Source organism: Telluria sp. Soil_C_11 (assembly GCF_057657395.1).
Map to the genome: position 1 here is coordinate 67,867 of NZ_JBDGIN010000004.1, position 20,616 is coordinate 88,482.

18 protein-coding genes are annotated in these 20,616 nt (G+C 65.1%); 3 read left to right on the top strand and 15 right to left on the bottom strand.

The features are described from left to right. Positions 1–33 precede the first annotated feature (33 nt). The 4 genes from AC3A6M_RS08305 to AC3A6M_RS08320 form a co-directional block, all read right to left on the bottom strand. A complete protein-coding gene (locus AC3A6M_RS08305) occupies positions 34–927 on the bottom strand; it encodes an MlaA family lipoprotein (RefSeq protein WP_487852252.1) in 894 nt (297 codons plus the stop codon). Then, positions 924–1,397 (bottom strand): outer membrane lipid asymmetry maintenance protein MlaD, encoded by a 474-nt coding sequence (gene mlaD / locus AC3A6M_RS08310; RefSeq protein WP_487852253.1) that lies wholly within the window; start codon positions 1,395–1,397, stop codon positions 924–926. The genes AC3A6M_RS08305 and mlaD overlap by 4 nt, the downstream gene beginning before the upstream one ends. 61 nt (positions 1,398–1,458) lie before the next feature. After that, on the bottom strand, positions 1,459–2,241 hold the full coding sequence (mlaE, locus tag AC3A6M_RS08315) for a lipid asymmetry maintenance ABC transporter permease subunit MlaE (RefSeq protein ID WP_487852254.1): 783 nt from the start codon (positions 2,239–2,241) through the stop codon (positions 1,459–1,461). Beyond that, positions 2,238–3,041 (bottom strand): ABC transporter ATP-binding protein, encoded by an 804-nt coding sequence (locus AC3A6M_RS08320; protein ID WP_487852255.1) that lies wholly within the window; start codon positions 3,039–3,041, stop codon positions 2,238–2,240. Before AC3A6M_RS08320 ends, mlaE begins: the two co-directional genes overlap by 4 nt. Before the next feature lie 320 nt (positions 3,042–3,361). Between AC3A6M_RS08320 and AC3A6M_RS08325 the strand changes: the two genes are divergently transcribed. Together AC3A6M_RS08325 and AC3A6M_RS08330 are read left to right on the top strand one after the other, a co-directional pair. Continuing rightward, a complete protein-coding gene (locus AC3A6M_RS08325) occupies positions 3,362–4,078 on the top strand; it encodes a dienelactone hydrolase family protein (protein WP_487852256.1) in 717 nt (238 codons plus the stop codon). Next, complete coding sequence (locus tag AC3A6M_RS08330) at positions 4,075–5,091, top strand: CapA family protein (RefSeq protein WP_487852257.1); 1,017 nt, start codon at positions 4,075–4,077, stop codon at positions 5,089–5,091. Before AC3A6M_RS08325 ends, AC3A6M_RS08330 begins: the two co-directional genes overlap by 4 nt. Here the strand turns inward: AC3A6M_RS08330 and map are convergent. The 6 genes from map to AC3A6M_RS08360 all read right to left on the bottom strand — a co-directional run bounded on the left by map (position 5,060) and on the right by AC3A6M_RS08360 (position 13,788). Next, positions 5,060–5,857, bottom strand: coding sequence for a type I methionyl aminopeptidase (map, locus tag AC3A6M_RS08335; RefSeq protein ID WP_487852258.1), 798 nt, complete (start codon positions 5,855–5,857; stop codon positions 5,060–5,062). The genes AC3A6M_RS08330 and map overlap by 32 nt on opposite strands. Beyond that, positions 5,854–6,066 (bottom strand): ParD-like family protein, encoded by a 213-nt coding sequence (locus AC3A6M_RS08340; RefSeq protein WP_435572713.1) that lies wholly within the window; start codon positions 6,064–6,066, stop codon positions 5,854–5,856. Before AC3A6M_RS08340 ends, map begins: the two co-directional genes overlap by 4 nt. Positions 6,067–6,166: 100 nt before the next feature. Further along, entirely contained in the window at positions 6,167–6,748 is a 582-nt protein-coding gene (locus tag AC3A6M_RS08345; protein ID WP_487852259.1) for a hypothetical protein, read from the bottom strand. Positions 6,749–6,757: 9 nt separating this feature from the next. After that, positions 6,758–7,396, bottom strand: a complete 639-nt coding sequence (locus AC3A6M_RS08350; RefSeq protein ID WP_487852260.1) for a hypothetical protein — start codon at positions 7,394–7,396, stop codon at positions 6,758–6,760. Between the two features lie 111 nt (positions 7,397–7,507). Continuing rightward, positions 7,508–8,971 (bottom strand): glutamate synthase subunit beta, encoded by a 1,464-nt coding sequence (locus AC3A6M_RS08355; RefSeq protein ID WP_487852261.1) that lies wholly within the window; start codon positions 8,969–8,971, stop codon positions 7,508–7,510. Positions 8,972–9,126: 155 nt separating this feature from the next. After that, the gene (locus tag AC3A6M_RS08360) at positions 9,127–13,788 is read right to left on the bottom strand and encodes a glutamate synthase-related protein (RefSeq protein WP_487852608.1); all 4,662 of its coding nucleotides are present in this window, start codon (positions 13,786–13,788) and stop codon (positions 9,127–9,129) included. On the opposite strand from AC3A6M_RS08360, the gene AC3A6M_RS08365 reads away from it, so the two are divergent. Continuing rightward, a complete protein-coding gene (locus AC3A6M_RS08365; protein WP_487852621.1) occupies positions 13,759–13,893 on the top strand; it encodes a hypothetical protein in 135 nt (44 codons plus the stop codon). The two genes, AC3A6M_RS08360 and AC3A6M_RS08365, sit on opposite strands and share 30 nt — an antisense overlap. Positions 13,894–14,058: 165 nt before the next feature. On the opposite strand, the gene AC3A6M_RS08370 is transcribed toward AC3A6M_RS08365, so the two are convergent. From AC3A6M_RS08370 to AC3A6M_RS08390, 5 genes are all read right to left on the bottom strand, one after another. Beyond that, on the bottom strand, positions 14,059–14,769 hold the full coding sequence (locus tag AC3A6M_RS08370) for a transposase (protein ID WP_487852262.1): 711 nt from the start codon (positions 14,767–14,769) through the stop codon (positions 14,059–14,061). 84 nt (positions 14,770–14,853) lie between these two features. After that, positions 14,854–15,135, bottom strand: coding sequence for a hypothetical protein (locus tag AC3A6M_RS08375; protein WP_487852263.1), 282 nt, complete (start codon positions 15,133–15,135; stop codon positions 14,854–14,856). Positions 15,136–15,197: 62 nt separating this feature from the next. After that, positions 15,198–15,878 (bottom strand): response regulator transcription factor, encoded by a 681-nt coding sequence (locus tag AC3A6M_RS08380; protein WP_487852264.1) that lies wholly within the window; start codon positions 15,876–15,878, stop codon positions 15,198–15,200. A gap of 45 nt (positions 15,879–15,923) precedes the next feature. Further along, a complete protein-coding gene (locus AC3A6M_RS08385) occupies positions 15,924–17,063 on the bottom strand; it encodes a PAS domain-containing sensor histidine kinase (protein WP_487852265.1) in 1,140 nt (379 codons plus the stop codon). A gap of 299 nt (positions 17,064–17,362) precedes the next feature. Next, on the bottom strand, positions 17,363–20,473 hold the full coding sequence (locus tag AC3A6M_RS08390) for a DEAD/DEAH box helicase (RefSeq protein WP_487852266.1): 3,111 nt from the start codon (positions 20,471–20,473) through the stop codon (positions 17,363–17,365). Positions 20,474–20,616 lie beyond the last annotated feature (143 nt).

Here is a 20,616-nt window from a genome sequence, read left to right on the forward strand (position 1 = left end):
CTTTATCTTGGTTGAGGCTGCTAGCCCCGTTAACTACTTTTGTACCGGTTCGGATGACACGGGAGCAGGCGCCGGCGGATTGTTCGGCGCCGAATCCTGCTGTGCCGGGGTTTGTTCCTGGGCGGCCGGGGCGGGGTTGTCGACCGCATCGTCCGGGTTCTGCGTCTTCTTCACGCCCAGTCGTTCCTGCACCTTCTCCTGCACCTTGTCGATCTTTTCCTGGACCTTTTCGGCGCGGACCTGGGCCTTGTCGGTATCCAGCACCTTGCTGCTGCGGCGCTGCAGGTAGCCGTCGCGGATGAATTCGTAGCGGTCGAGGGCAGCGTCTTCGAGCAGGTTCGAGGCATCCAGCACGCTGGCGCGCTGGTCGACCGCACGCAGCACGATGCCGCTGTTACGCCACGGGATATCGTTCACGTGGTCCCACGGATCGCCCCAGAAGTCGCCGGGCAGGGCAATGGTGTCACGCACCGTAGATGCGCCCAGAATCGGCAACATCAAGTAGGGTCCGCTTGGAACGCCCCAGTAACCCAGGGTCTGGCCCAGGTCTTCGTTGTGCTTGCGCAGGCCGGCCGGGGTCGCGATATCGAGCACGCCGGCCATGCCCAGGGTCGAGTTCACGGCAAAACGGGTGAAGTCGTTCATGCCGTCCTGACCCTTGAGCTGGGCAAAATTGTTGACCGAGCTCCACAGGTCCGACAGGTTGCCGAAGAAGTTGTTCACGCCGGTCTGCAGGAAGTCCGGAGTGTAGTTCTTGTAGACCGTGGCGGCCGGCTTCAGCGCGGTACGGTCGATCGCGTCGTTGAAGCTGAACATTGCCCGGTTGAACTTCTCGAACGGGTCGCGCGGGTTGGTGGCGGTGCTCGCGCAGCCGCTCAGCAGCACGGCGGCGCCGGCAGCCAGCGTCAGTGCGTTACGAATGCTCATTTCTCACCGTCCTTTCCTTCCGCTGCCTTGCTATAGATAAATTGGTTGATCAGGTCTTCCAGCACCGCCGCCGATTGCGTGCGGGTGATGCGGTCGCCTTCCACCAGGTTGTTGGTATCGCCGCCGGCTTCGATGCCGACGTATTGCTCGCCCAGCAGGCCCGAGGTCAGGATCTTCAGCGAGCTGTCTTTCGGGAACTTGTATGCCGGATTCATGTCGAGGCGGACCAGCGCCTGGAAGCTCTTGTCGTCGAACGTGATCTCGCCGACCCGGCCCACGACCACGCCTGCGCTCTTGACGGGCGATTGCGGCTTCAGGCCGCCGATGTTGTCGAACTTGCCGACGATCGCGTACGTCTTGGTGAACGAGATGGTGCTCATGTTACCTGCCTTGAGGGCGAGGAAAAGGAGCGATAGCGCACCCAACAGCACGAAAAGTCCGACCCAGACGTCAATAGATTTGCGATGCATAAGATTTCCTAATAAATAAAGGCGTAAATTCAGCCAATCTTCTCAATTATTTGTTGAACATTTATTTGTTGAACATCAGGGCGGTCATGACGAAGTCCAGGGCCAGCACCATCAGCGAGGCGATCACGACGGTGCGCGTGGTGGCGCGCGATACGCCTTCCGGGGTCGGCTGCGCCTCGTAGCCCTGGAACAGGGCGGTGAAGGTGACGGCCACGCCGAACACGAAGCTCTTCAGGACGCCGTTCATGATGTCGCGGCGCACGTCGATATTGCCCTGCATCTGGGACCAGAACGCGCCCTCGTCCACGCCGATCAGCTGCACGCCGACCAGGTAGCCGCCGATCACGCCGATCGCGGAGAACACGGTGGCCAGCACCGGCATGGCGACCACGCCGGCCCAGAAACGCGGCGCCAGCACGCGCTGGACCGGGTTCACCGCCATCATTTCCATGGCCGACAGCTGCTCGCCGGCCTTCATCAGGCCGATTTCCGCAGTCAGCGAGGTGCCGGCGCGGCCCGCGAACAGCAGCGCGGTGACGACCGGCCCGAGTTCGCGCAGCAGCGACAGCGCCACCAGCTGGCCGAGCTTTTCGTCGGCGCCGAACTGGCTCAGCGTGTAATAGCCCTGCAGGCCCAGCACCATGCCGACGAACAGCCCGGACACGACGATGATCAGCAGCGAGTAGTTGCCGATGAAGTGGATCTGTTCCGAGATCAGGGTCGGACGCCTCAGCGCGCCGGGCGCCCGGGCCAGCAGCCTGAAGAACGAGCGGGTGACGAAGCCGACGCGGGCGAAGGTGTCCAGCACGAAGGCGCCGATGAATGCCAGGAAATTCTGAATCATCGCTTGCCTCCTAGGCCCAGGTCTTCGGCCAGCGATTTGCCCGGATAGTGGAAGGGCACCGGACCGTCCGGCTCGGCGTTGACGAACTGCTTGACGTAGGGGTCGCTCGAGGCGCGCATCTCTTCCGGCGTGCCCTGGGCGACGATTTTTCCGCCGGACAGGAAATACACGTAGTCGGCGATGCTGAAGGTTTCGTTCACGTCGTGCGAGACCAGGATCGAGGTCGAGCCGAGGGTGTCGTTCAGGTTGCGGATCAGGTTGGCGGTCACGCCCATCGAGATCGGGTCCAGGCCGGCGAAGGGCTCGTCGTACATGATCAGTTCGGGATCGAGCGCGATCGCGCGCGCCAGCGCCACGCGGCGCGCCATGCCGCCCGAGATCTCGTTCGGCTTGAGCTGCGCGGCATTGCGCAGGCCGACCGCGTTCAGGCGCATCAGCACCAGGTCGCGCAGCACTTCTTCGGGCAGCTTCGTGTGTTCGCGCAGCGGGAAGGCCACGTTCTCGAACACGGTCAGGTCGGTAAAGAGCGCGCCGAACTGGAACAGCATGCCCATCTTGCGGCGCAGGCGGTACAGGTTTTCCGTGTCGAGCTGGTGGACGATTTCGCCGTCCACCGACACCGTGCCGCGCTGGGGACGGATCTGGCCGCCGATCAGGCGCAGCACCGTCGTCTTGCCCGAGCCGGAGCCGCCCATCACGGCGATCAGCTTGCCGCGCGGGAAATCCATGCTCAGATTCGACAGGATGGGGCGATCTCCATACGAAAAATGCAGATCGCGGATTTCGACAAGGTTGGACACAGTGAATAATCGTATTTGGTGAATCTCGTATTGTAGTGCAGAAACAGCAATCCCTGCTGGAGACAGCCCAATTCCGCTGCACTTATCGACGTGATATTACAACACTACTGAACAGTGAGTCAGATATTTTCCTGACGTAAGTATTTGTTTTAAATGAGATATGCATACAGACGATTGTTGCATCCCACCAAGACTTATTAACAAATTCCCCATGGAAACAAGCCCCTGGCCTGCGGTGAAGGGGGCGCCGATCCGCTTCGCATGCAGGCATCGACATGCCGGATTTTCGGGCGCATCATGGGTCGAAAGATGGGGGAGAGATGACCGTGAACGCCAAGGCGCTGATCCACATCCAGCACGACAACATCGACATGGAAGGCATGCTCGAGCTGCCGCACGAACCGCTCGGCATGGTCCTGTTCGCGCACGGCAGCGGCAGCAGCCGGCTCAGTCCGCGCAACAACTACGTCGCGCGCATCCTGCGCGAAGCGGGGGTCGGCACCCTGCTGCTGGACCTGCTCAGCCCCGATGAAGAAGCCGATCCCTACCACCGCTTCGACATCGCCCTGCTGACCCTGCGCCTGCGCAGCGCGGCGCGCTGGCTGGCGCGCGAGCCGGCCACCGCGCCGCTGCCGCTGGGACTGTTCGGCGCCAGCACCGGCGCCGCCGCCGCGCTGCGCCTGGCGGGCGAGCCGCACCTGGGCGAACCCTACGTCGGCCAGCTGATTCCCGGACGGCCCACGCCCAACGGCCCCTACCCGTCGATTGCCGCCGTGGTCTCGCGCGGCGGCCGGCCCGACCTGGCCGGCGTCTCCGCCCTGCACGGCGTGACCGCGCCGACCCTCCTCATCGTGGGCGGCAACGACGACGGCGTGATCGACCTGAACCGGCAGGCCTTCGCCGAACTGCGCTGCCCCCGCGAGCTGGCGATCGTGCCCGGCGCCACCCACCTGTTCGAGGAACCGGGCGCGCTGGAAGAAGTGGCGCGGCTGGCCAGCGTCTGGTTCTCCGGGCATTTCGCCCGCGATCCGAAGTGAACGCGCACGCAGGTCCGCTGCGCCTGCTGTTCGGCGGCGATGTCATGCTCGGCCGCCTGGCCGGCGAGACCATGCTGCGCGAGGGCGCGGATTATCCGCTGGGCGCAGTGTCGGCGCTGCTGCGCGGCGCCGACCTCGCCGTCGCCAACCTCGAATGCGCGGTCTGCGACCCCGCCGAGCGCTGGCACGGCGCTCCGAAAGCCTTTTATTTCCGGGCGCCGCCGCTGGCCGGCCAGGCACTGCAGGACGCCGGCATCGCGCTGGTCAGCCTGGCCAACAACCATATCCTCGACTACGACGTGCAGGGCCTGCTCGAGACCGTGACCACACTCGACGCCCACGGCATCGCGCACGCGGGCGCGGGCGCAAGCCTCACCGCCGCGCAGGCGCCCGCCATCGTCGAACGCAGCGGCGTGCGGATCGGCATGGCGGCCTTCTGCGACCACCAGGACGACTTCGCCGCCACGCCGGACCATCCCGGCATGGCCTGGCTCGGCCTGCACGACGAAGCCGCCGCCATCGACGCCTTCGCGCGCGCACTCGCGCCCCTGCGCGCGCAGGGCGTGCGCTGGCCCATCCTGTCGCTGCACTGGGGGCCGAACATGGCGAGCGAACCGGCGCCGCACCAGCGCCGCCTGGCGCGGGCCGCGATCGAGGTCGGCTGGAAGATCGTGTACGGCCACAGCGCCCACGTGTTCCAGGGCGTCGAGCTGCACGAGGGTTGCCCGATCCTGTATGCGGCCGGCGACCTGGTCGACGATTACGCCGTCGATCCGTCGTTCCGCAACGACCACCAGCTGCTGTTCGGGCTGGAGCTGGGGGAGGACAGGCTGGAGCGGATCGTCATGTATCCGCTGTTCATCCGGCGCTGCCGGGTCTTTCCGGCGAATAGCGCGCAGCGCGCGTGGATCGTCGAGCGCATGCGCACGCTATGCGAGGAACTGGGCACCGCGACCGACACCGATGGCGATACCCTGGTGATCAGGCCGCGGACGGCGACGCCGCACGAATAGGGTCCGGCATCGTTTCATCGGCGCGCAAGGTCAGCACCCGCACGCCATGCCGGGTCACGGCCACCGTATGCTCGAATTGCGCGGACAGTTGGCCGTCGCGCGTGACGACCGTCCAGCCGTCGGCTTCGGTGAGTACGGCCTCGCGCCCCTGGTTGAGCATCGGTTCGATGGTGAACACCATGCCTTCGCGCAGCACCAGCCCGGTCTGCGGCCTGCCCCAGTGCAGCACCTGGGGCTCCTCGTGCATCTCGCGGCCGATGCCGTGCCCGCAGTATTCCCTGACCACCGTATAGCCGTGGCGCCGCGCGTGGCGCTCGATGGCGTACCCGACGTCGCCCAGCCGCGCGCCCGGCCGCACCGCCTGGATGCCCTTCCACAGCGCTTCGTAGGTGACCTGCACCAGCCGCCTGGCCGCCGGCGCTACGTCACCGACCAGCCAGGTCTTGCTGGAATCGGCGATGTAGCCGTTCTTCTCCAGCGTGATATCGAAGTTCACGATATCGCCGTTCCGCAGGATGTCGGTGGTGGACGGCACGCCGTGGCAGACGACGTTGTTGCGGGAAGAATTGAGCGAGTAGGCGAAGCCGTACTGCCCCTTGCTGGCCGGGCGCGCGCCGAGCCGCTCGACGATGTAGCGGTCGGCCAGGTCGTTCACCTGCATGGTCGACATGCCGGCCAGCGGCAGGGTGTCCAGGTAGCCGAACACCTGCGCCAGCAGCCTGCCCGACTCCGCCATCAGGACGATTTCTTCCGGGCGCTTGATCATGACGGCGCCACTCTCGCCGCCAGCGCCTCGACCCCGGCCTCCCGCAGCTCGCGCACCACGATCTCGTTGAAGCTCTGGGTCGGGTTCATCTCGCACAGCATGCCGATCTTGATCCAGAAGGCCGCCTGGGCGTTGATCGAGCGGCACGAGACCGTGCTCGCCTTGCGGATCTGGTCGTGCAGTTCGTCGTCGATGTTCACGATGCCCATCATATGCTCCATATACAATCAATATATGGATCATATACTGGGCATTGCGCCCGATGCAAGCGAACGGGATCCGGGAAAGGCGCCTCGCGGCGCCGGATCCTTACTTCGCCAGCGCGCCGCGAAATGCCTGGTCGTTCAGCAGCTTGGCCGCCAGTTGCCGATACAGTCTTTCATAGTGCGATGCCGCCAGGGGAATCGCGGTGGCGCCGACGAAAGAGGATTCCCAGGAATCGTCGACGGTCAGCTGGTTGTCGTATTTCACCTCGCCGTTGCGCGTGACGACGAACCGGGCGCCAAGCTTTGCCTTGCCGGTGCCGATCGCGGCATCGGCTTCGCTTTGCGTGAGCGTGCCGGTGATGACGTTCTGCGAAGCCGCGTCATACAGGCCCGCCGCTTCCAGCTCGACACGCACCGACTCCTTCAGGTATTGCGCGAACGAGCCTTCGATCGGCGAAGCGACGCTGTTGCCGCCGCGCAGAGAGATGCCCTTGTCGTCGCCGGCGGAGCGGGATGGATCGAGCTGGAACTTGCCCATGGTGGCCGGGGCCAGCGTGGCGCCGCGCAGCGCGGCGGTCGTCGCCAGCGTCGGCTTCGGCTGGCTCATGTTGATATTGGCGCAAGCGGTCAGTTGCAGGGCAAGCGCCAGGCCGGCGCCAAGGGTCAGGAAGCGTTGGAGATGCATGGGTATTCCTTATTGTTGGGTGGTTTTCGCGGACTGCTCGAATGCCGGATCGTTGGACAGGTCGCGCAGTGCATTGCTCAGGACGGCATGCGTCATCTGTTTCACGGCCACGTTAATGTCGGGCGCCTGGATCGTGCCCGGCGGCGGGCTGGCATTGCCGAGCGTCGTATGGATCGCATGGCGCGCCACCTTGACGACGGGCGCGGTTTGTCCCGGCGGCAGGTAGCTCAGCTTGCACTCATAACCGTCGCTGACCTTCGAGCCGACCAGGCCGAACGTGAATCCGGTGACAAAGCCCTTGGCGGCGGGGCTGTCGTCGCTCAGAGGAATATTGTTGAGCTTGACTTCAAGGATGGCTGCGTTCGGGCCGCCGTCCAGGCTGGAGAACAGACCGCTGGCCTGCAGCTGCTCGCGCACGGCCGAATTCAGGAACTCCGTCGCCCGGGAGTTCGGCGCGCCACGGGTCTGGAACTCGAAGTTCAGGCGCACGGGCTGGGGTACGGCGGCATGGCGCATCTCTGCCACCGGAACGTCCTTGGTCGCAGGGTCGAGGTAAAAGCTGGCGCAACCGCTCAGCAATGCCGCCGACAGGAATACCGCACTGATCGGGAGATAACGGCGCAGCGACGAGAATAGACGGGAAGCCATGATTTCCTTTAGTTGTTATAAAGAAATCATGCTAGTTCGGTATTTACTATCAGTCAAGAAAATAAAAAAACGGCCTCGCAGGGCCGTTTGGCTTTGCTCCGGAAGCGCCGTTCAGCGCGGCAGGTCGGACGATCCCATCAGGAACTCGTCGACCGCGCGGGCGCACTGGCGGCCTTCGCGGATCGCCCACACCACCAGCGACTGGCCGCGGCGCATGTCGCCGGCCGCGAACACCTTCGGCACCGAGGTTGCATAGCTGGTCTCGCCGTCGACGGTGGCGCGGGCGTTGCCGCGCGCATCCTTCTGCACGCCGAAGGCATCCAGCACCTGCTGCACCGGCGAGACGAAGCCCATGGCCAGCAGCACCAGGTCGGCCTTCAGCTCGAATTCCGTGTTCGGCACTTCGATCATCTTGCCGTCCTTCCACTCGACGCGGCAGGCGATGACTTTCTCGACCTTGCCGCCCTTGCCCTCGAAGCGCTTGGTCGCCACCGCGAAGTCGCGCTCGCAGCCTTCCTCGTGCGAGGACGAGGTGCGCAGCTTGGTCGGCCAGTAGGGCCAGACCAGCGGCTTGTTCTCGTGCTCGGGCGGCATCGGCATCAGTTCGAACTGGGTGACGGACGCCGCGCCATGGCGGTTCGAGGTGCCGACGCAGTCGGAACCGGTATCGCCGCCGCCGATCACGACCACGTGCTTGCCGGTGGCCTTGATCTGGTCCTTCACCTTGTCGCCGGCGTTCACGCGGTTCTGCTGCGGCAGGAAGTCCATCGCGAAATGCACGCCCTTCAGCTCGCGGCCCGACACCGGCAGGTCGCGCGGCTGCTCGGCGCCGCCGGCCATCACGATGGCGTCGAAGTCCTTGGCCAGGTCTTCCGGGAAGATGGTCTCGCGCGCCATGTTGCTGACGATGGTCGGGAAGTCCTTGCCGATCATGGTCGAGGTGCGGAAGGTCACGCCTTCGGCCTTCATCTGCTCGACGCGGCGGTCAATCAGGTCCTTCTCCATCTTGAAGTCGGGGATCCCATAGCGCAGCAGGCCGCCGAGGCGGTCGCTCTTCTCGAACACGGTCACGTCGTGGCCGACGCGCGCCAGCTGCTGGGCAGCGGCCAGGCCGGCAGGGCCCGAACCGACGATCGCGACCTTCTTGCCGGTCTTGGCGGCGGCCGGTTGCGGCACGATCCAGCCGTTCTCCCAGCCGGTATCGGCGATCTTGCGCTCGATCGACTTGATGCCGACCGGGTCGTCGTTGATGCCGAGCGTGCAGGCGGCCTCGCAGGGCGCGGGGCAGATCCGGCCCGTAAATTCCGGGAAGTTGTTCGTCGAATGCAGGTTCTCGACGGCGTAACGGTAGTTGCCGTGATAGACCAGGTCATTCCAGTCGGGGATCATGTTGTTGACCGGGCAGCCCGTATTGCAGAACGGGATGCCGCAATCCATGCAGCGCGCCCCCTGCACCTTGGCCTGATCGTTGGTCAGGGTCAGCGTGAATTCCTTGTAGTTCTTCAGGCGGGCAGCGGGTTCCAGGTGGTCTTCTTCCTGGCGCTGGAATTCCATGAAGCCGGTGATTTTACCCACAATATTTTCCTTATATCCGTCGGTATCCCGTCGCCCCCGCGCAGGCGGGGGTCCAAGTTTGCGTGCGTTTCGTTAGCGCTGGCAGAACTTGGGTCCCCGCCTGCGCGGGGACGACGTTCATAGTGCAGTGGTATTCGTTCGCGGTAGTGGCTGTTTTAAGCAGCCAGCTCGATCTTGTCGTTCGCCTCTTCCATGCTGGAGTTGTGCATCTCTTCCAGCGCGCGCTTGTACTCGGTCGGGAACACCTTCACGAACTTGCCGCGGCTGTTGGCCCAGTCGTCCAGCAGGTTGCGGGCGCGGGTCGAGCCGGTGTGCTTGAAGTGGCGTTCGATCAGGCGCTTCAGGATCGCTTCGTCCGACTCGCGCTCGCCGTGGCGGCTCTGCGCGTGCCAGGTCGACTTGTCGCCCTGCTCCTTGGTGGACAGCACACGCTCCAGGTTCACCATGGTCGTGTTGCACTTCTGTTCGAAGTCACCCTTTGGGTCGTACACGTAGGCCACGCCGCCCGACATGCCGGCTGCGAAGTTGCGGCCGGTGTCGCCCAGCACGACGACGGTACCGCCGGTCATGTATTCGCAGCCGTGGTCGCCCACGCCTTCGACGATGGCCGTCGCGCCCGAGTTACGCACCGCGAAGCGTTCGCCGGCCACGCCGTTGATGAAGGCTTCGCCGGAGATCGCGCCGTACAGCACCGTGTTGCCGACGATGATGTTGTCGACCGCCCAGCCGCGGAACTCCGTGTTCGGACGCACGATGATGCGGCCGCCCGACAGGCCCTTGCCGACGTAGTCGTTGCCCTCGCCCACCAGGTCGATCGTGATGCCGCCCGCCAGGAAGGCGCCGGCCGACTGGCCCGCGGTGCCCTGCAGCTGGATGTGGATGGTGTCGTCCGGCAGGCCGGCATGGCCGTAGCGCTTGGCGACTTCGCCCGACAGCATGGTGCCGACCGTGCGGTTGAGGTTCTTCACCGGCGAGATGAAGGACACGCGCTCGCCGCGCTCCAGCGCCGGGCGCGCCTGGGCGATCAGCTTGTGGTCCAGCGCGCGCTCGAGGCCGTGGTCCTGGCCTTCGGTGTGGAACAGCGCGTGCAGGTTGTCGCTCTTCGGCTGGTAGAAGATGTTACTGAAGTCCAGGCCCGCCGCCTTCCAGTGCGTGATCGCCTTCGACTTGTCGAGCAGGTCGGCGCGGCCGATCAGTTCGTCGTAGGTGCGGATGCCCAGCTGCGCCATCAGCTGGCGCGCTTCTTCGGCGACGAAGAAGAAGTAGTTCACCACGTGTTCCGGCTTGCCCTGGAACTTGGCGCGCAGGACCGGGTCTTGCGTCGCCACGCCCACCGGGCAGGTGTTCAGGTGGCACTTGCGCATCATGATGCAGCCCTCGACCACCAGCGGCGCGGTGGCGAAGCCGATTTCGTCGGCGCCCAGCAGGGCGGCGATGACGACGTCGCGGCCGGTGCGCATCTGGCCGTCGGCCTGCACGCGGATGCGGCTGCGCAGGCCGTTCAGCACCAGCGTCTGCTGGGTCTCGGCCAGGCCCAGCTCCCACGGCGTGCCGGCATGCTTCACCGACGACAGCGGAGAAGCGCCGGTGCCGCCGTCATGGCCGGCCACGACCACGTGGTCGGCCTTGGCCTTCGAGACGCCGGCGGCGACGGTGCCGATGCCGACTTCCGACACCAGCTTCACCGAGATCGACGCGTTCGGATTGGCGTTCTTCAGGTCGTGGATCAGCTGGGCCAGGTCCTCGATCGAGTAGATGTCGTGGTGCGGCGGCGGCGAGATCAGACCCACGCCCGGCACCGAGAAGCGCAGCGAGGCGATGTACTCGGACACCTTATGGCCCGGCAGCTGGCCGCCTTCGCCCGGCTTGGCGCCCTGCGCCATCTTGATCTGGATCTGGTCGGCCGAGGCCAGGTACTCGGCGGTCACGCCGAAACGGCCCGACGCCACCTGCTTGATCTTCGAACGCAGCGAATCGCCCTCTTCCAGCGGGATGTCGGCCACCACGCGGTCCTTGCCCAGGATCGAGGCCAGGGTCTCGCCCTTGGCGATCTTGATGCCCTTGAACTCGCCCATGTAGCGCGCCGGGTCCTCGCCGCCTTCGCCGGTGTTGCTCTTGCCGCCGATGCGGTTCATGGCGATCGCCAGGGTCGCGTGGGCTTCGGTCGAGATCGAGCCGAGCGACATCGCGCCGGTGGCGAAACGCTTGACGATCTCCTTGGCCGGCTCGACTTCGCCCAGCGGGATCGCCTTGCTCGGGTCGATCTTGAATTCGAACAGGCCGCGCAGGGTCAGGTGGCGCTTGCTCTGGTCGTTGATGATCTGGGCGTACTCTTTATAGGTGCTGAAGTTGTTGGCGCGGGTCGAGTGCTGCAGTTTCGCAATGGCGTCGGGGGTCCACAAATGGTCTTCGCCGCGCACGCGGTAGGCATACTCGCCGCCCACGTCCAGGCTGCCGGCCAGCACCGGGTCCTTGCCGAAGGCCAGGTTGTGCAGGCGCAGCGCTTCCTCGGCCACTTCGAACAGGCCGATGCCCTCGACGGTGGACGAGGTGCCGCGGAAGTACTTGTCGACCAGCGACTTGTTCAGGCCCACGGCTTCGAAGATCTGCGCGCCGCAGTAGGACATGTAGGTCGAGATGCCCATCTTCGACATCACCTTCATCAGGCCCTTGCCGACCGCCTTGGTGTAGTTGTAGGCCGCCTTGTCCGGATCGAGCGGGTGCGGCAGGTGGGCCGCCAGGTCGACCAGGGTCTCCAGCGCCAGGTAGGGGTGCACGGCTTCGGCGCCGTAGCCCGCCAGCAGGGCGAAGTGGTGGGTTTCGCGGGCCGAACCGGTTTCGACCACCAGGCCGGTCGAGGCGCGCAGGCCGCGCATCACCAGGTGCTGGTGGATGGCCGACGTCGCCAGCAGGGCCGGGATCGCGACCTGCTCGGCCGACATGCCGCGGTCCGAGACGATCAGGATGTTGTGGCCCGATTTCACGGCATCCACCGCTTCGGCGCACAGCGAGGCCAGCGACGCTTCGATGCCTTCCTTGCCCCAGCTGACCGGGTAGCAGATGTTCAGCTCATACGACTTGAACTTGCCGCCGGTGTGCAGGCTGATGCTGCGCAGGCGCGCCATGTCGTCGAAGCCGAGGATCGGCTGCGACACTTCGAGGCGCATCGGCGGGTTGACGTTGTTGGTGTCGAGCAGGTTCGGCTTCGGGCCGATGAAGGACACCAGCGACATCACCATGCTTTCGCGGATCGGGTCGATCGGCGGGTTGGTCACCTGCGCGAACAGCTGCTTGAAGTAGGAGTACAGCGGCTTCAGCTTGTTCGACATGACCGCCAGCGGCGAGTCGTTGCCCATCGAGCCGGTCGCTTCCTCGCCCAGCACGGCCATCGGCGCCATCAGGAACTTCAGGTCTTCCTGGGTATAGCCGAAGGACTGCTGGCGGTCCAGCAGGGAAATGGCGGCCTTCTCGCCCTGGGCTGGCGTATCCTTCACGCGGCTCTGGGAGAGCTGGCTTTCGGTGACCTTGATTTCGTTGAGCTTGATGCGCACCGACTTGATCCAGGCTTTGTAGGGCTTGGCGTTCGAGTAGGTGTCCTTCAGCTCCTTGTCGTCGATGATGCGGCCGGCTTCGAGGTCGATCAGGAACATCTTGCCCGGCTGGAGGCGCCATTTCTTGACGATGCGCGATTCCGGGATCGGCAGCACGCCGGACTCGGAAGCCATCACCACCAGGTCGTCGTCGGTGACGACATAGCGCGCCGGACGCAGGCCGTTGCGGTCGAGGGTGCCGCCGATGTGGCGGCCGTCGGTGAAGGCCATCGCGGCCGGACCGTCCCACGGCTCCATCATCGCGGCGTGGTATTCGTAGAAGGCGCGGCGGTTCTCGTCCATGGTCGCATGGTTTTCCCACGCTTCCGGGATCATCATCATCATCGCCTGGGCGATCGGATAGCCGGCCATCACCAGCAGCTCGAGCGCGTTGTCGAAGCAGGCGGTGTCGGACTGGCCTTCATAGATCAGCGGGAACAGCTTGCCCAGGTCCTCGCCCAGCACGGCCGACTTCATCATGCCTTCGCGGGCGCGGGTCCAGTTGAAGTTGCCTTTCACCGTGTTGATCTCGCCGTTGTGGGCGATCAGGCGGTACGGGTGGGCCAGCGGCCATTCCGGGAAGGTGTTGGTCGAGAAGCGCTGGTGCACCAGCGCGAGCGCGGAGACGCAGCGCGGGTCCTGCAGGTCCTTGTAGTAGACGCCGACCTGGTCGGCCAGCAGCAGGCCCTTGTAGACGATGGTGCGCGCCGACATCGACGGCACGAAGAACTCCTTGCCGTGCATGAGCTTCAGCGCCTGGATCGCGTGGCCCGACGATTTGCGGATCACGTACAGCTTGCGCTCGAGCGCGTCGGTGACCATCACGTCCGGGCCGCGGCCGATGAAGATCTGGCGGATGACCGGCTCTTTTTCACGCACCCGCGGCGACATCGGCATGGTGTCGTCGACCGGCACGTTGCGCCAGCCCAGCACGACCTGGCCTTCGGCGCGTACGGCGCGCTCGATTTCCTGTTCGCAGGCGATGCGCGAGGCGTGCTCTTTCGGCAGGAAGATCATGCCGACGCCGTATTCGCCGGGCGGCGGCAGCTCGACGCCCTGCTTGGCCATCTCGTCGCGGTAGTACTGGTCGGGGATCTGGATCAGGATGCCGGCACCGTCGCCCATCAGCGCATCGGCGCCGACCGCACCGCGGTGGTCCAGGTTCTTCAGGATCATCAGACCCTGTTCAATAATCGAATGGCTTTTATTGCCCTTGATATGGGCGATGAAACCGACGCCACAGGCATCGTGTTCATTGGCGGGATCGTACAAACCTTGGGCAATCATGCGGAACTCCACGGCGTATTTGAAGAGATTGAAGGCCGAGAATAGAGCAGAGTCGAGTAAACATCAATCACAACAATTAGGGTCGGAGTCAAATTAAATTCGGAATCTCGTCCTTTAAAAACAATTGGGGACAGAGCAAATACGTACAAACCCGTAGTGGTTGATGATCTGGAATAATGAATCAGATCAATGACTTAAGAAAAAAGCCGCCTATTCGGCGGCTTCGGCGGGCGTCTTGATCTTGAATGGCCGGCCGCGCTTGGCTGGCAGAATCTGCCGTTTGGTCTTTTTTTCGAGCTCGGCCTTGAAGGCGTGCGAACCGACCGGCCAGCCTTTCGCCAGCGCGGTGCCGATCAGTTCCCCTTCCTGGCTGCCATAGCCCTGCTCCACCAGTTCGGTATAGGCGGCTTCACGCTGGAAGGGGGTATTGCCGAGGCTCCAGTACAGCATGTGGTCGGTGACGAGGGCATCGGCGCGTACGCCGGCATGGTGGGCATGGCTGGACCAGCGCCAGTCGAGCGGGCTGGATGCCAGGCCTGCCTGCACCGGCGCCAGCTCGACCCAGCGGCTGCAGGCCAGCAGGTAGTGGGCGGCATCGACCAGGGCGGTGCGGAATCGCCCCTGGAACAGGGTGCCCGAGCGGCCATGTTTGCCGTTGAACCAGGGGACGTAATGGCGGCCGGCCTTCTGCATCATCAGCGCCAGCCCTTCCTGGTCGGACGGCGTGGCCAGCAGGATCGCCTGGCTCGGCGTCAGGACGTAGGCATGCACGGCCACCTTGTACAGCCGCGCGCATTCCTTCAGCCAGTCGAGGAAGCGCTCGTAGTCTTCATCGTCGCGGAAAATCGCCTGGTTGTCGTTGCCGCGCTGGAGGATGAGGTGCGGCTGGTTGGGCAGGATGAGGCGGGGTTGGCGGGCCATGGCGTCGTGCGGGATCGTCGGAACCCCGATTCTAGCGCAGGCGAAGCGCTCTGTCCCCCATTAATTTTCGGGAAGCCCGGATTTTTATTGACCCTGTCCCTGATTATCGGGAATCCGCTGGAAGACACCGTCGAAGGGCGGTTCCGGCCACACCAGCCGCCAGGTTTCCCGGCTCTGCAGGTGCAGGTACCAGACTTCGACCAGGACCATGCCCGGCCCGGCGCCGTCGTGGCGGTAGGGACTGGCGACCGGCACCTGCCGGGCCAGCCCGCCGCTGACCTGGCCCAGCATCCAGCGTTCGAAGCTGCGGAACTCGGCCAGGCTGATGAATGCGTCGACTTCTTCCCAGGGACAGCGAAACCTCATGGCGAACCTTCGTCCGGCGATGCGCGCGAGGTTTTTACTGTACCCGAAATCGGGCCGACGGATCAGGCCAGCGTGAACCCGGCCGACAGGCTGTAGCCCTCGCCGTAGGCGCTGCGCAGCGGCAGGTCCTGGCCGAGGCCCGTCCTCGCCTTCTTGCGCAGGCGGTAGACCAGCATGTCGACGCGGCGGCTGGCATCCGGGTCGTCGCCGCCCATGCCGGCCACGATCACCTGGCGCGGCACCGGCCGGGTGTTGATGGTCAGCAGGTGCAGGAAATTGCATTCCTTTTCGGTCAGGTCGATGACCTTGCCCATCAGCTCGAGCTGGCGGGCCGACACGCGCAAGGTCCACTTGCTCGGCGCCGGCGGCGGCACCGAGGGGCGCACACGGCGGTCGAGCGCCTCGATGTGGGCGGCCAGCTCGGGGAACTTGATCGGCTTGGTGAGGTAGTGGTCCGCCCCCAGGCGCAGGCCCAGGATGCGGTTGTCGAACGCGACCCTTCCCGTCAGGACCAGCAGGCCGATCTCGGGATACAGCTGGCGCATCCGCGGAATGACATTGAATCCGTCTTCATCGGGCAAGCCGAGGTCGAGCACCACCACTGCGGCGGGCGTGCGCGTCAGCGCGGCCCACATGTCGCCGGCCGTGGTCGCGATCGTGACGTCATGGCCGAGTTCCTTGAGGAAGTCAGCCATGTCGCCGGCGTATTCGCCATTGTCTTCAACAATCAGTATTTGCGTCATGGGTTGGCCATGTTCTCTTTATTCGTCTTTATCAGGCGGCTATCCCTAAAGGCCGTTCCGATTATCACTGCTGACCTCGCTTGAAGCAAGACCTTTACCCTGCGCATCCTGTACCGGCAGCCATAGCCGGAACTCGGCGCCGCCTTCCGACACCGCCACATGCTCGAGCGTGCCGCCATGCACTTCGACGACCGAGCGCGCCATGTACAGGCCGAGGCCGCTGCCCGGCAAGCCGGCCGCATTGCTGCCGCGATAGCCCTTGTCGAAGATGCGCTCCAGGTCCGCCGGCGGCACGCCCGGGCCCGCGTCGCGCAGCGCCAGCGCGACCCCGTTTTCCGTACGCTGTCCCAGCACCGTCAGGCCGCTGCCGGCGGGCGTGTAGCGCAGCGCGTTGTCGAGCAGGATCTTCAGCGCCAGGCGCAGGCCGGCGGGTTCGCCGCGCAGCAGCGTCGGCAGTTCGCCCGCCTGCAGTTGCACGGGCCGGCCGGCCACGCGCGCCTGCGCGACCAGCTCTTCCAGCAGCAGGCGCGGCGCCACCGTGTTCGACTTGTGCTGGCGCCCCAGTTCCGCCATCCGTTCCGGCGACAGGTAATCGTCCAGCATCGCGATCAGGCGGTCGGCCGCGTTCGCGATCTTGCGGTAGCGCTGGCGCGTGGCCTCGTCGGCATCGGCGTTGGTCGCTTCCAGGCGCTGGATCGCGCCGTCGATGGTCGACAGCGGGGTGCGGAATTCATGGTTCAGCATGCTGGCGAAGCGTTTCTGCTCGCGTTCGCGCGCGCGCCGCGCCGACAGGTCGCGCACGATCCCCGCCAGCGTCTGCGCCCTGCCCGCCTGGTCCAGCAACAGGGTCGAGATCACTTCCACCGGCACCTCGCGTCCGTCCGGGCGGAGCAGGTCGAACTCGCGCGCCACGCGCAGGCGCGAGCCGTCGCCCGCGGCAAAGCGGCGCAGGCGTTCCTGCAGGCCGGCGCACAGCGGCGCCAGGGGACCTGCCCCCTTCGTGGCAAATTGATCATGAACATCGGAAACGTCATAGCCCAGCATATCGTTGACATGGGGGCTGATATAGACGGGCAGGCCGCTGGCGCAATCGACGATGAAGGCAAGGTCGCCGCCGAGTTCGGCGATGGTGCGGAAGGCATCGGCCGCGTCACCGGGAACAGAAACTGGAGCGCTGCGGGCCATAGTACCTTCAGGAAAGTGAGCACTCAGGCAGTATAGTGCTCAGCTTGCCGGTTTGTATAGGAAAGCGACTCCGTGGCGTTGCGTTGGGTACGCATTACGCATGATTCGTTGATTCATGTACACACGAGGGCGGGATGCGCGAAGCGGTCGTTACGTGAAATCCGTTGGCGCAACAACGTCGTCCCCGCGAAGGCGGGGACCCAAGTTCTGCTTGCGCTATCGAAATGCACGCAAACTTGGATCCCCGCCTGCGCGGGGACGACGTATTAAACGCGGTACGACGTATCAAGCGCGGAGGTTCAGTCCTCCAGCGGCGCAAAGATCGCCTGGAGGTCTTCCTGCGTCAGCGCCATCTTCTGCGATTCGCCCTCGGACAGGATCGACTGCGCCAGCTCCGACTTCTTCTGCTGCAGCAGCTGGATCTTTTCTTCCAGCGTGCCTTTCGCGATCAGCTTGTAGACGAACACCGGCTTGTCCTGGCCGATGCGCCAGGCGCGGTCGGTGGCCTGGTTCTCGGCGGCCGGGTTCCACCACGGGTCGTAGTGGATCACGGTGTCGGCCGCGGTCAGGTTCAGGCCGACGCCGCCGGCTTTCAGGCTGATCAGGAAGATCGGCACCGCGCCCTGCTGGAAGGCGGCCACCTGGGCCGAGCGGTCGCGGGTTTCGCCGGTCAGCAGGGCGTAGCGGATGCCGCGCGCTTCCAGCTCTTCCTCGATCAGGGCCAGCATGCTGGTGAACTGCGAGAACACCAGGATCTTGCGGCCTTCGCCCAGCAGGTCGTCGATCATCTGCATCAGGTCGGTCAGCTTGGCCGATACCGCCGCCGTGTTCTTGCGCGACGGCATGGCTTTCACCAGGCGCGGGTCGCAGCAGACCTGGCGCAGTTTCAGCAGGGCCTCGAGGATCACGATCTGGCTGCGCGCCACGCCCTTGCGGTCGATCTCCTCGCGCACCTTCTTGTCCATCGCCAGGCGCACGGTCTCGTAGAGGTCGCGCTGCGGACCGCTGAGCTCGATGCGGCGGATCATCTCGGTCTTTTCCGGCAGTTCCTTGGCCACGTGGTCCTTGGTCCGGCGCAGCAGGAAAGGCTTGATGCGGCGGTTCAGGAGCATGCGCCGCACCGGATCGTCCTGGCGTTCGATCGGATGGCGGAACTGGCTGTTGAAGGTCTTCTCGTCGCCGAGCAGGCCCGGCAGCAGGAAGTGGAACTGCGACCACAGCTCGCCGAGGTGGTTTTCCAGCGGCGTGCCGGACAGGCACAGGCGATGGCGCGCGTTCAGCGAGCCGGCCGTCTGCGCCGCCTTCGAGCGGGTGTTCTTGATGTAGTGCGATTCGTCCAGGATCACTAGGTGGTACTGGTGCTCGCGCAGCTTCTCCTCGTCGCGCGGCAGCAGCGCATAGGTGGTCAGCACGATGTCGGCCTGCTCGATCTGGTCGAACAGTTCCATGCGCTCCTTACCTTGCAGCAACAGCACCTTCAGGCTGGGGGCGAAGCGCGCGGCTTCTTCCATCCAGTTCATCATCAGGCTGGTCGGCGCGATCACCAGCGCCGGATTGGTCAGCCTGCCCGCTTCCTTTTCCGTCAGGATGTGGGCGATGGTCTGCACGGTTTTACCGAGACCCATGTCGTCGGCCAGGATGCCGCCCAGGTCGTACTCGCGCAGGAACTGCATCCAGGCCAGGCCGTCGAGCTGGTAGTCGCGCAGGGTGGCCTGCAGGCCTTTCGGCGCGTCGACCTTTTTCACCTTGCCGAACTGGCTCAGCTTGCGGCCGGTTTCGCGCAGGCGTTCGCCGCCGGTCCAGGTGAACTCGGCGCCGCGCGCCAGCTCTTCCAGGCGCGCCGCATCCAGCGTCGACAAGCGCACCCTGGACTTGATCTTGTCGTTGAAATACAACTCACCCAGGGTCGACAGGATCGGTTTCACGCGGCCCCAGGGCAGCGCCACGCGCACGCCGTCGGGCAGGGTCGCCAGCATCTGGTCGGCCTCGAGGTGGGCGGCCAGCACGTCGGGATTGAAATCGAGGGGCGCGCTGCGGATCAGCTGGACCAGCACCGGCAGCAGCGGCACGCGCTTGCGGTTGACGACGATGCCCAGCTCCAGCTCGAACCAGGCATTGCCGGCTTCCGGCGGCTCGTCGATGTCGGCATACCAGTCCTCGACCGGCACCACGTCGTAGCGGTATTTGGGCGACTTCTGCAGCTGCCAGCCGAGGTCGGCTAGCGATTCGAGGTCGTTGCCGGCGAAGCGCAGCCATTGCGCCTGGCCATCCAGCAGCAGCGCGCCGGACAGCGAGCTGAGCGGCGTCGTGGCCGGCTTGCGGAAGCCCATCCTGTTCAGGATCTCGAGCGCCTTCGCCTCGGCGGCTTCGTCGCGCTGGATGATCTCGGTGACGTCGCCGATCTGGCGCACCACGCGCTGGGCCGGGTCGAAGGAGATGCGCTGGCCGTCGTAGTCGAAGGACAGGACGGCGAAGTCCTGCCAGCGCTGGCCGCTGCCCTCGGCCACCGGAATCGCGTCCAGCAGCAGGTGGGGAACCGGCTTGACGTCGTCGCGCAGGCGCTGCATGAGCGGCTGCGGCAGCGGCATCAGCTGCTGCAGGCCGTGCGCCAGCAGCAGTTGCGAAACGCGCTTCTTGTCGTTGCCGCCCAACGGCGGGGCCTGGGCCACCAGCGCCTGCAGCTCGGCCAGCGAGATGTCGATGCCGCCACGGTTGAGCTCGAGAGGACCGCAGGACAAGTTGTCGATATACCACGGCGGATCGGTCGGCAGCATGTAGTCGACCAGGTCGGCGCCGGCGTGGGTCGCGCCCTTGGCCGGTTCCACCGACCAGCCGAGCTTGGCCACGCGGCCTTCGTCGCGCCAGGCCAGGGTCGCCTTGCGCACCGGACCCGCCTGCAGCGGATACAGCAGGCCGTTGCTCATGTCCGACCACGAGTTCGCCCACAGCAGCTTGCCCTGCGCCAGCAGCTGCTGCAGCAGGATGGCGCCGACCTTGCCCTTCGGCTCGGTGGCGCTGGTGCTCTGGTTCGACCCGCTGCGCATGGCGATGAAGAACCGGACCAGGTCTTCGTCGTCGCCTTCGAGGTAGGCGGGCGGGGCCGACAGCAGCGAAAACACTTCGCCCACCGGGCTGGCCGCGGCCACGTCGCCGTTCGGGCGCAGGCGCGCCTTGCACAAGCACACCGCGACGTGGCGGCCGCCGCTGGTCGGGGCCATGACATAAACGAATTTGTACTGGACGGCCTTGGGGTCAGCGACTTCCGCGGTCAGCTTCGGCTGGGGATGTGCTGCCGCTTCGACCCTTTGCAGCCAGCTCAACACCGGGGCGGGCAGGGCCGGAGCGCGTGCGGGAGCTCGGGCCGGCGGTGCCTCGCTGGTGTCGTCGCGATGAAGATCAACTGTGTGCATGGGTCTCACGAGTCTGTATTAAAAAAAACAACAACCGATATTATCCTTCATGCGGTCCGTTCTGTTTTGTTCGGAATCGCACGTTGCCAATAAATCTTTACAGGCCGAAAGAGAACAAAAGAGAGAAAAGTTACCACGCTTCC

What these genes read in the sequence shown, in the direction of transcription:
- AC3A6M_RS08305 (WP_487852252.1), bottom strand. Translation starts at nt 927, where the DNA reads ATGAGCATTCGTAACGCACTGACGCTGGCTGCCGGCGCCGCCGTGCTG.
- mlaD (WP_487852253.1), bottom strand. Translation starts at nt 1,397, where the DNA reads ATGCATCGCAAATCTATTGACGTCTGGGTCGGACTTTTCGTGCTGTTG.
- mlaE (WP_487852254.1), bottom strand. Translation starts at nt 2,241, where the DNA reads ATGATTCAGAATTTCCTGGCATTCATCGGCGCCTTCGTGCTGGACACC.
- AC3A6M_RS08325 (WP_487852256.1), top strand. Translation starts at nt 3,362, where the DNA reads ATGACCGTGAACGCCAAGGCGCTGATCCACATCCAGCACGACAACATC.
- map (WP_487852258.1), bottom strand. Translation starts at nt 5,857, where the DNA reads ATGATCAAGCGCCCGGAAGAAATCGTCCTGATGGCGGAGTCGGGCAGG.
- AC3A6M_RS08340 (WP_435572713.1), bottom strand. Translation starts at nt 6,066, where the DNA reads ATGGGCATCGTGAACATCGACGACGAACTGCACGACCAGATCCGCAAG.
- AC3A6M_RS08345 (WP_487852259.1), bottom strand. Translation starts at nt 6,748, where the DNA reads ATGCATCTCCAACGCTTCCTGACCCTTGGCGCCGGCCTGGCGCTTGCC.
- AC3A6M_RS08350 (WP_487852260.1), bottom strand. Translation starts at nt 7,396, where the DNA reads ATGGCTTCCCGTCTATTCTCGTCGCTGCGCCGTTATCTCCCGATCAGT.
- AC3A6M_RS08365 (WP_487852621.1), top strand. Translation starts at nt 13,759, where the DNA reads ATGGCTTTTATTGCCCTTGATATGGGCGATGAAACCGACGCCACAGGC.
- AC3A6M_RS08370 (WP_487852262.1), bottom strand. Translation starts at nt 14,769, where the DNA reads ATGGCCCGCCAACCCCGCCTCATCCTGCCCAACCAGCCGCACCTCATC.
- AC3A6M_RS08375 (WP_487852263.1), bottom strand. Translation starts at nt 15,135, where the DNA reads ATGAGGTTTCGCTGTCCCTGGGAAGAAGTCGACGCATTCATCAGCCTG.
- AC3A6M_RS08380 (WP_487852264.1), bottom strand. Translation starts at nt 15,878, where the DNA reads ATGACGCAAATACTGATTGTTGAAGACAATGGCGAATACGCCGGCGAC.
- AC3A6M_RS08385 (WP_487852265.1), bottom strand. Translation starts at nt 17,063, where the DNA reads ATGGCCCGCAGCGCTCCAGTTTCTGTTCCCGGTGACGCGGCCGATGCC.
- AC3A6M_RS08390 (WP_487852266.1), bottom strand. Translation starts at nt 20,473, where the DNA reads ATGCACACAGTTGATCTTCATCGCGACGACACCAGCGAGGCACCGCCG.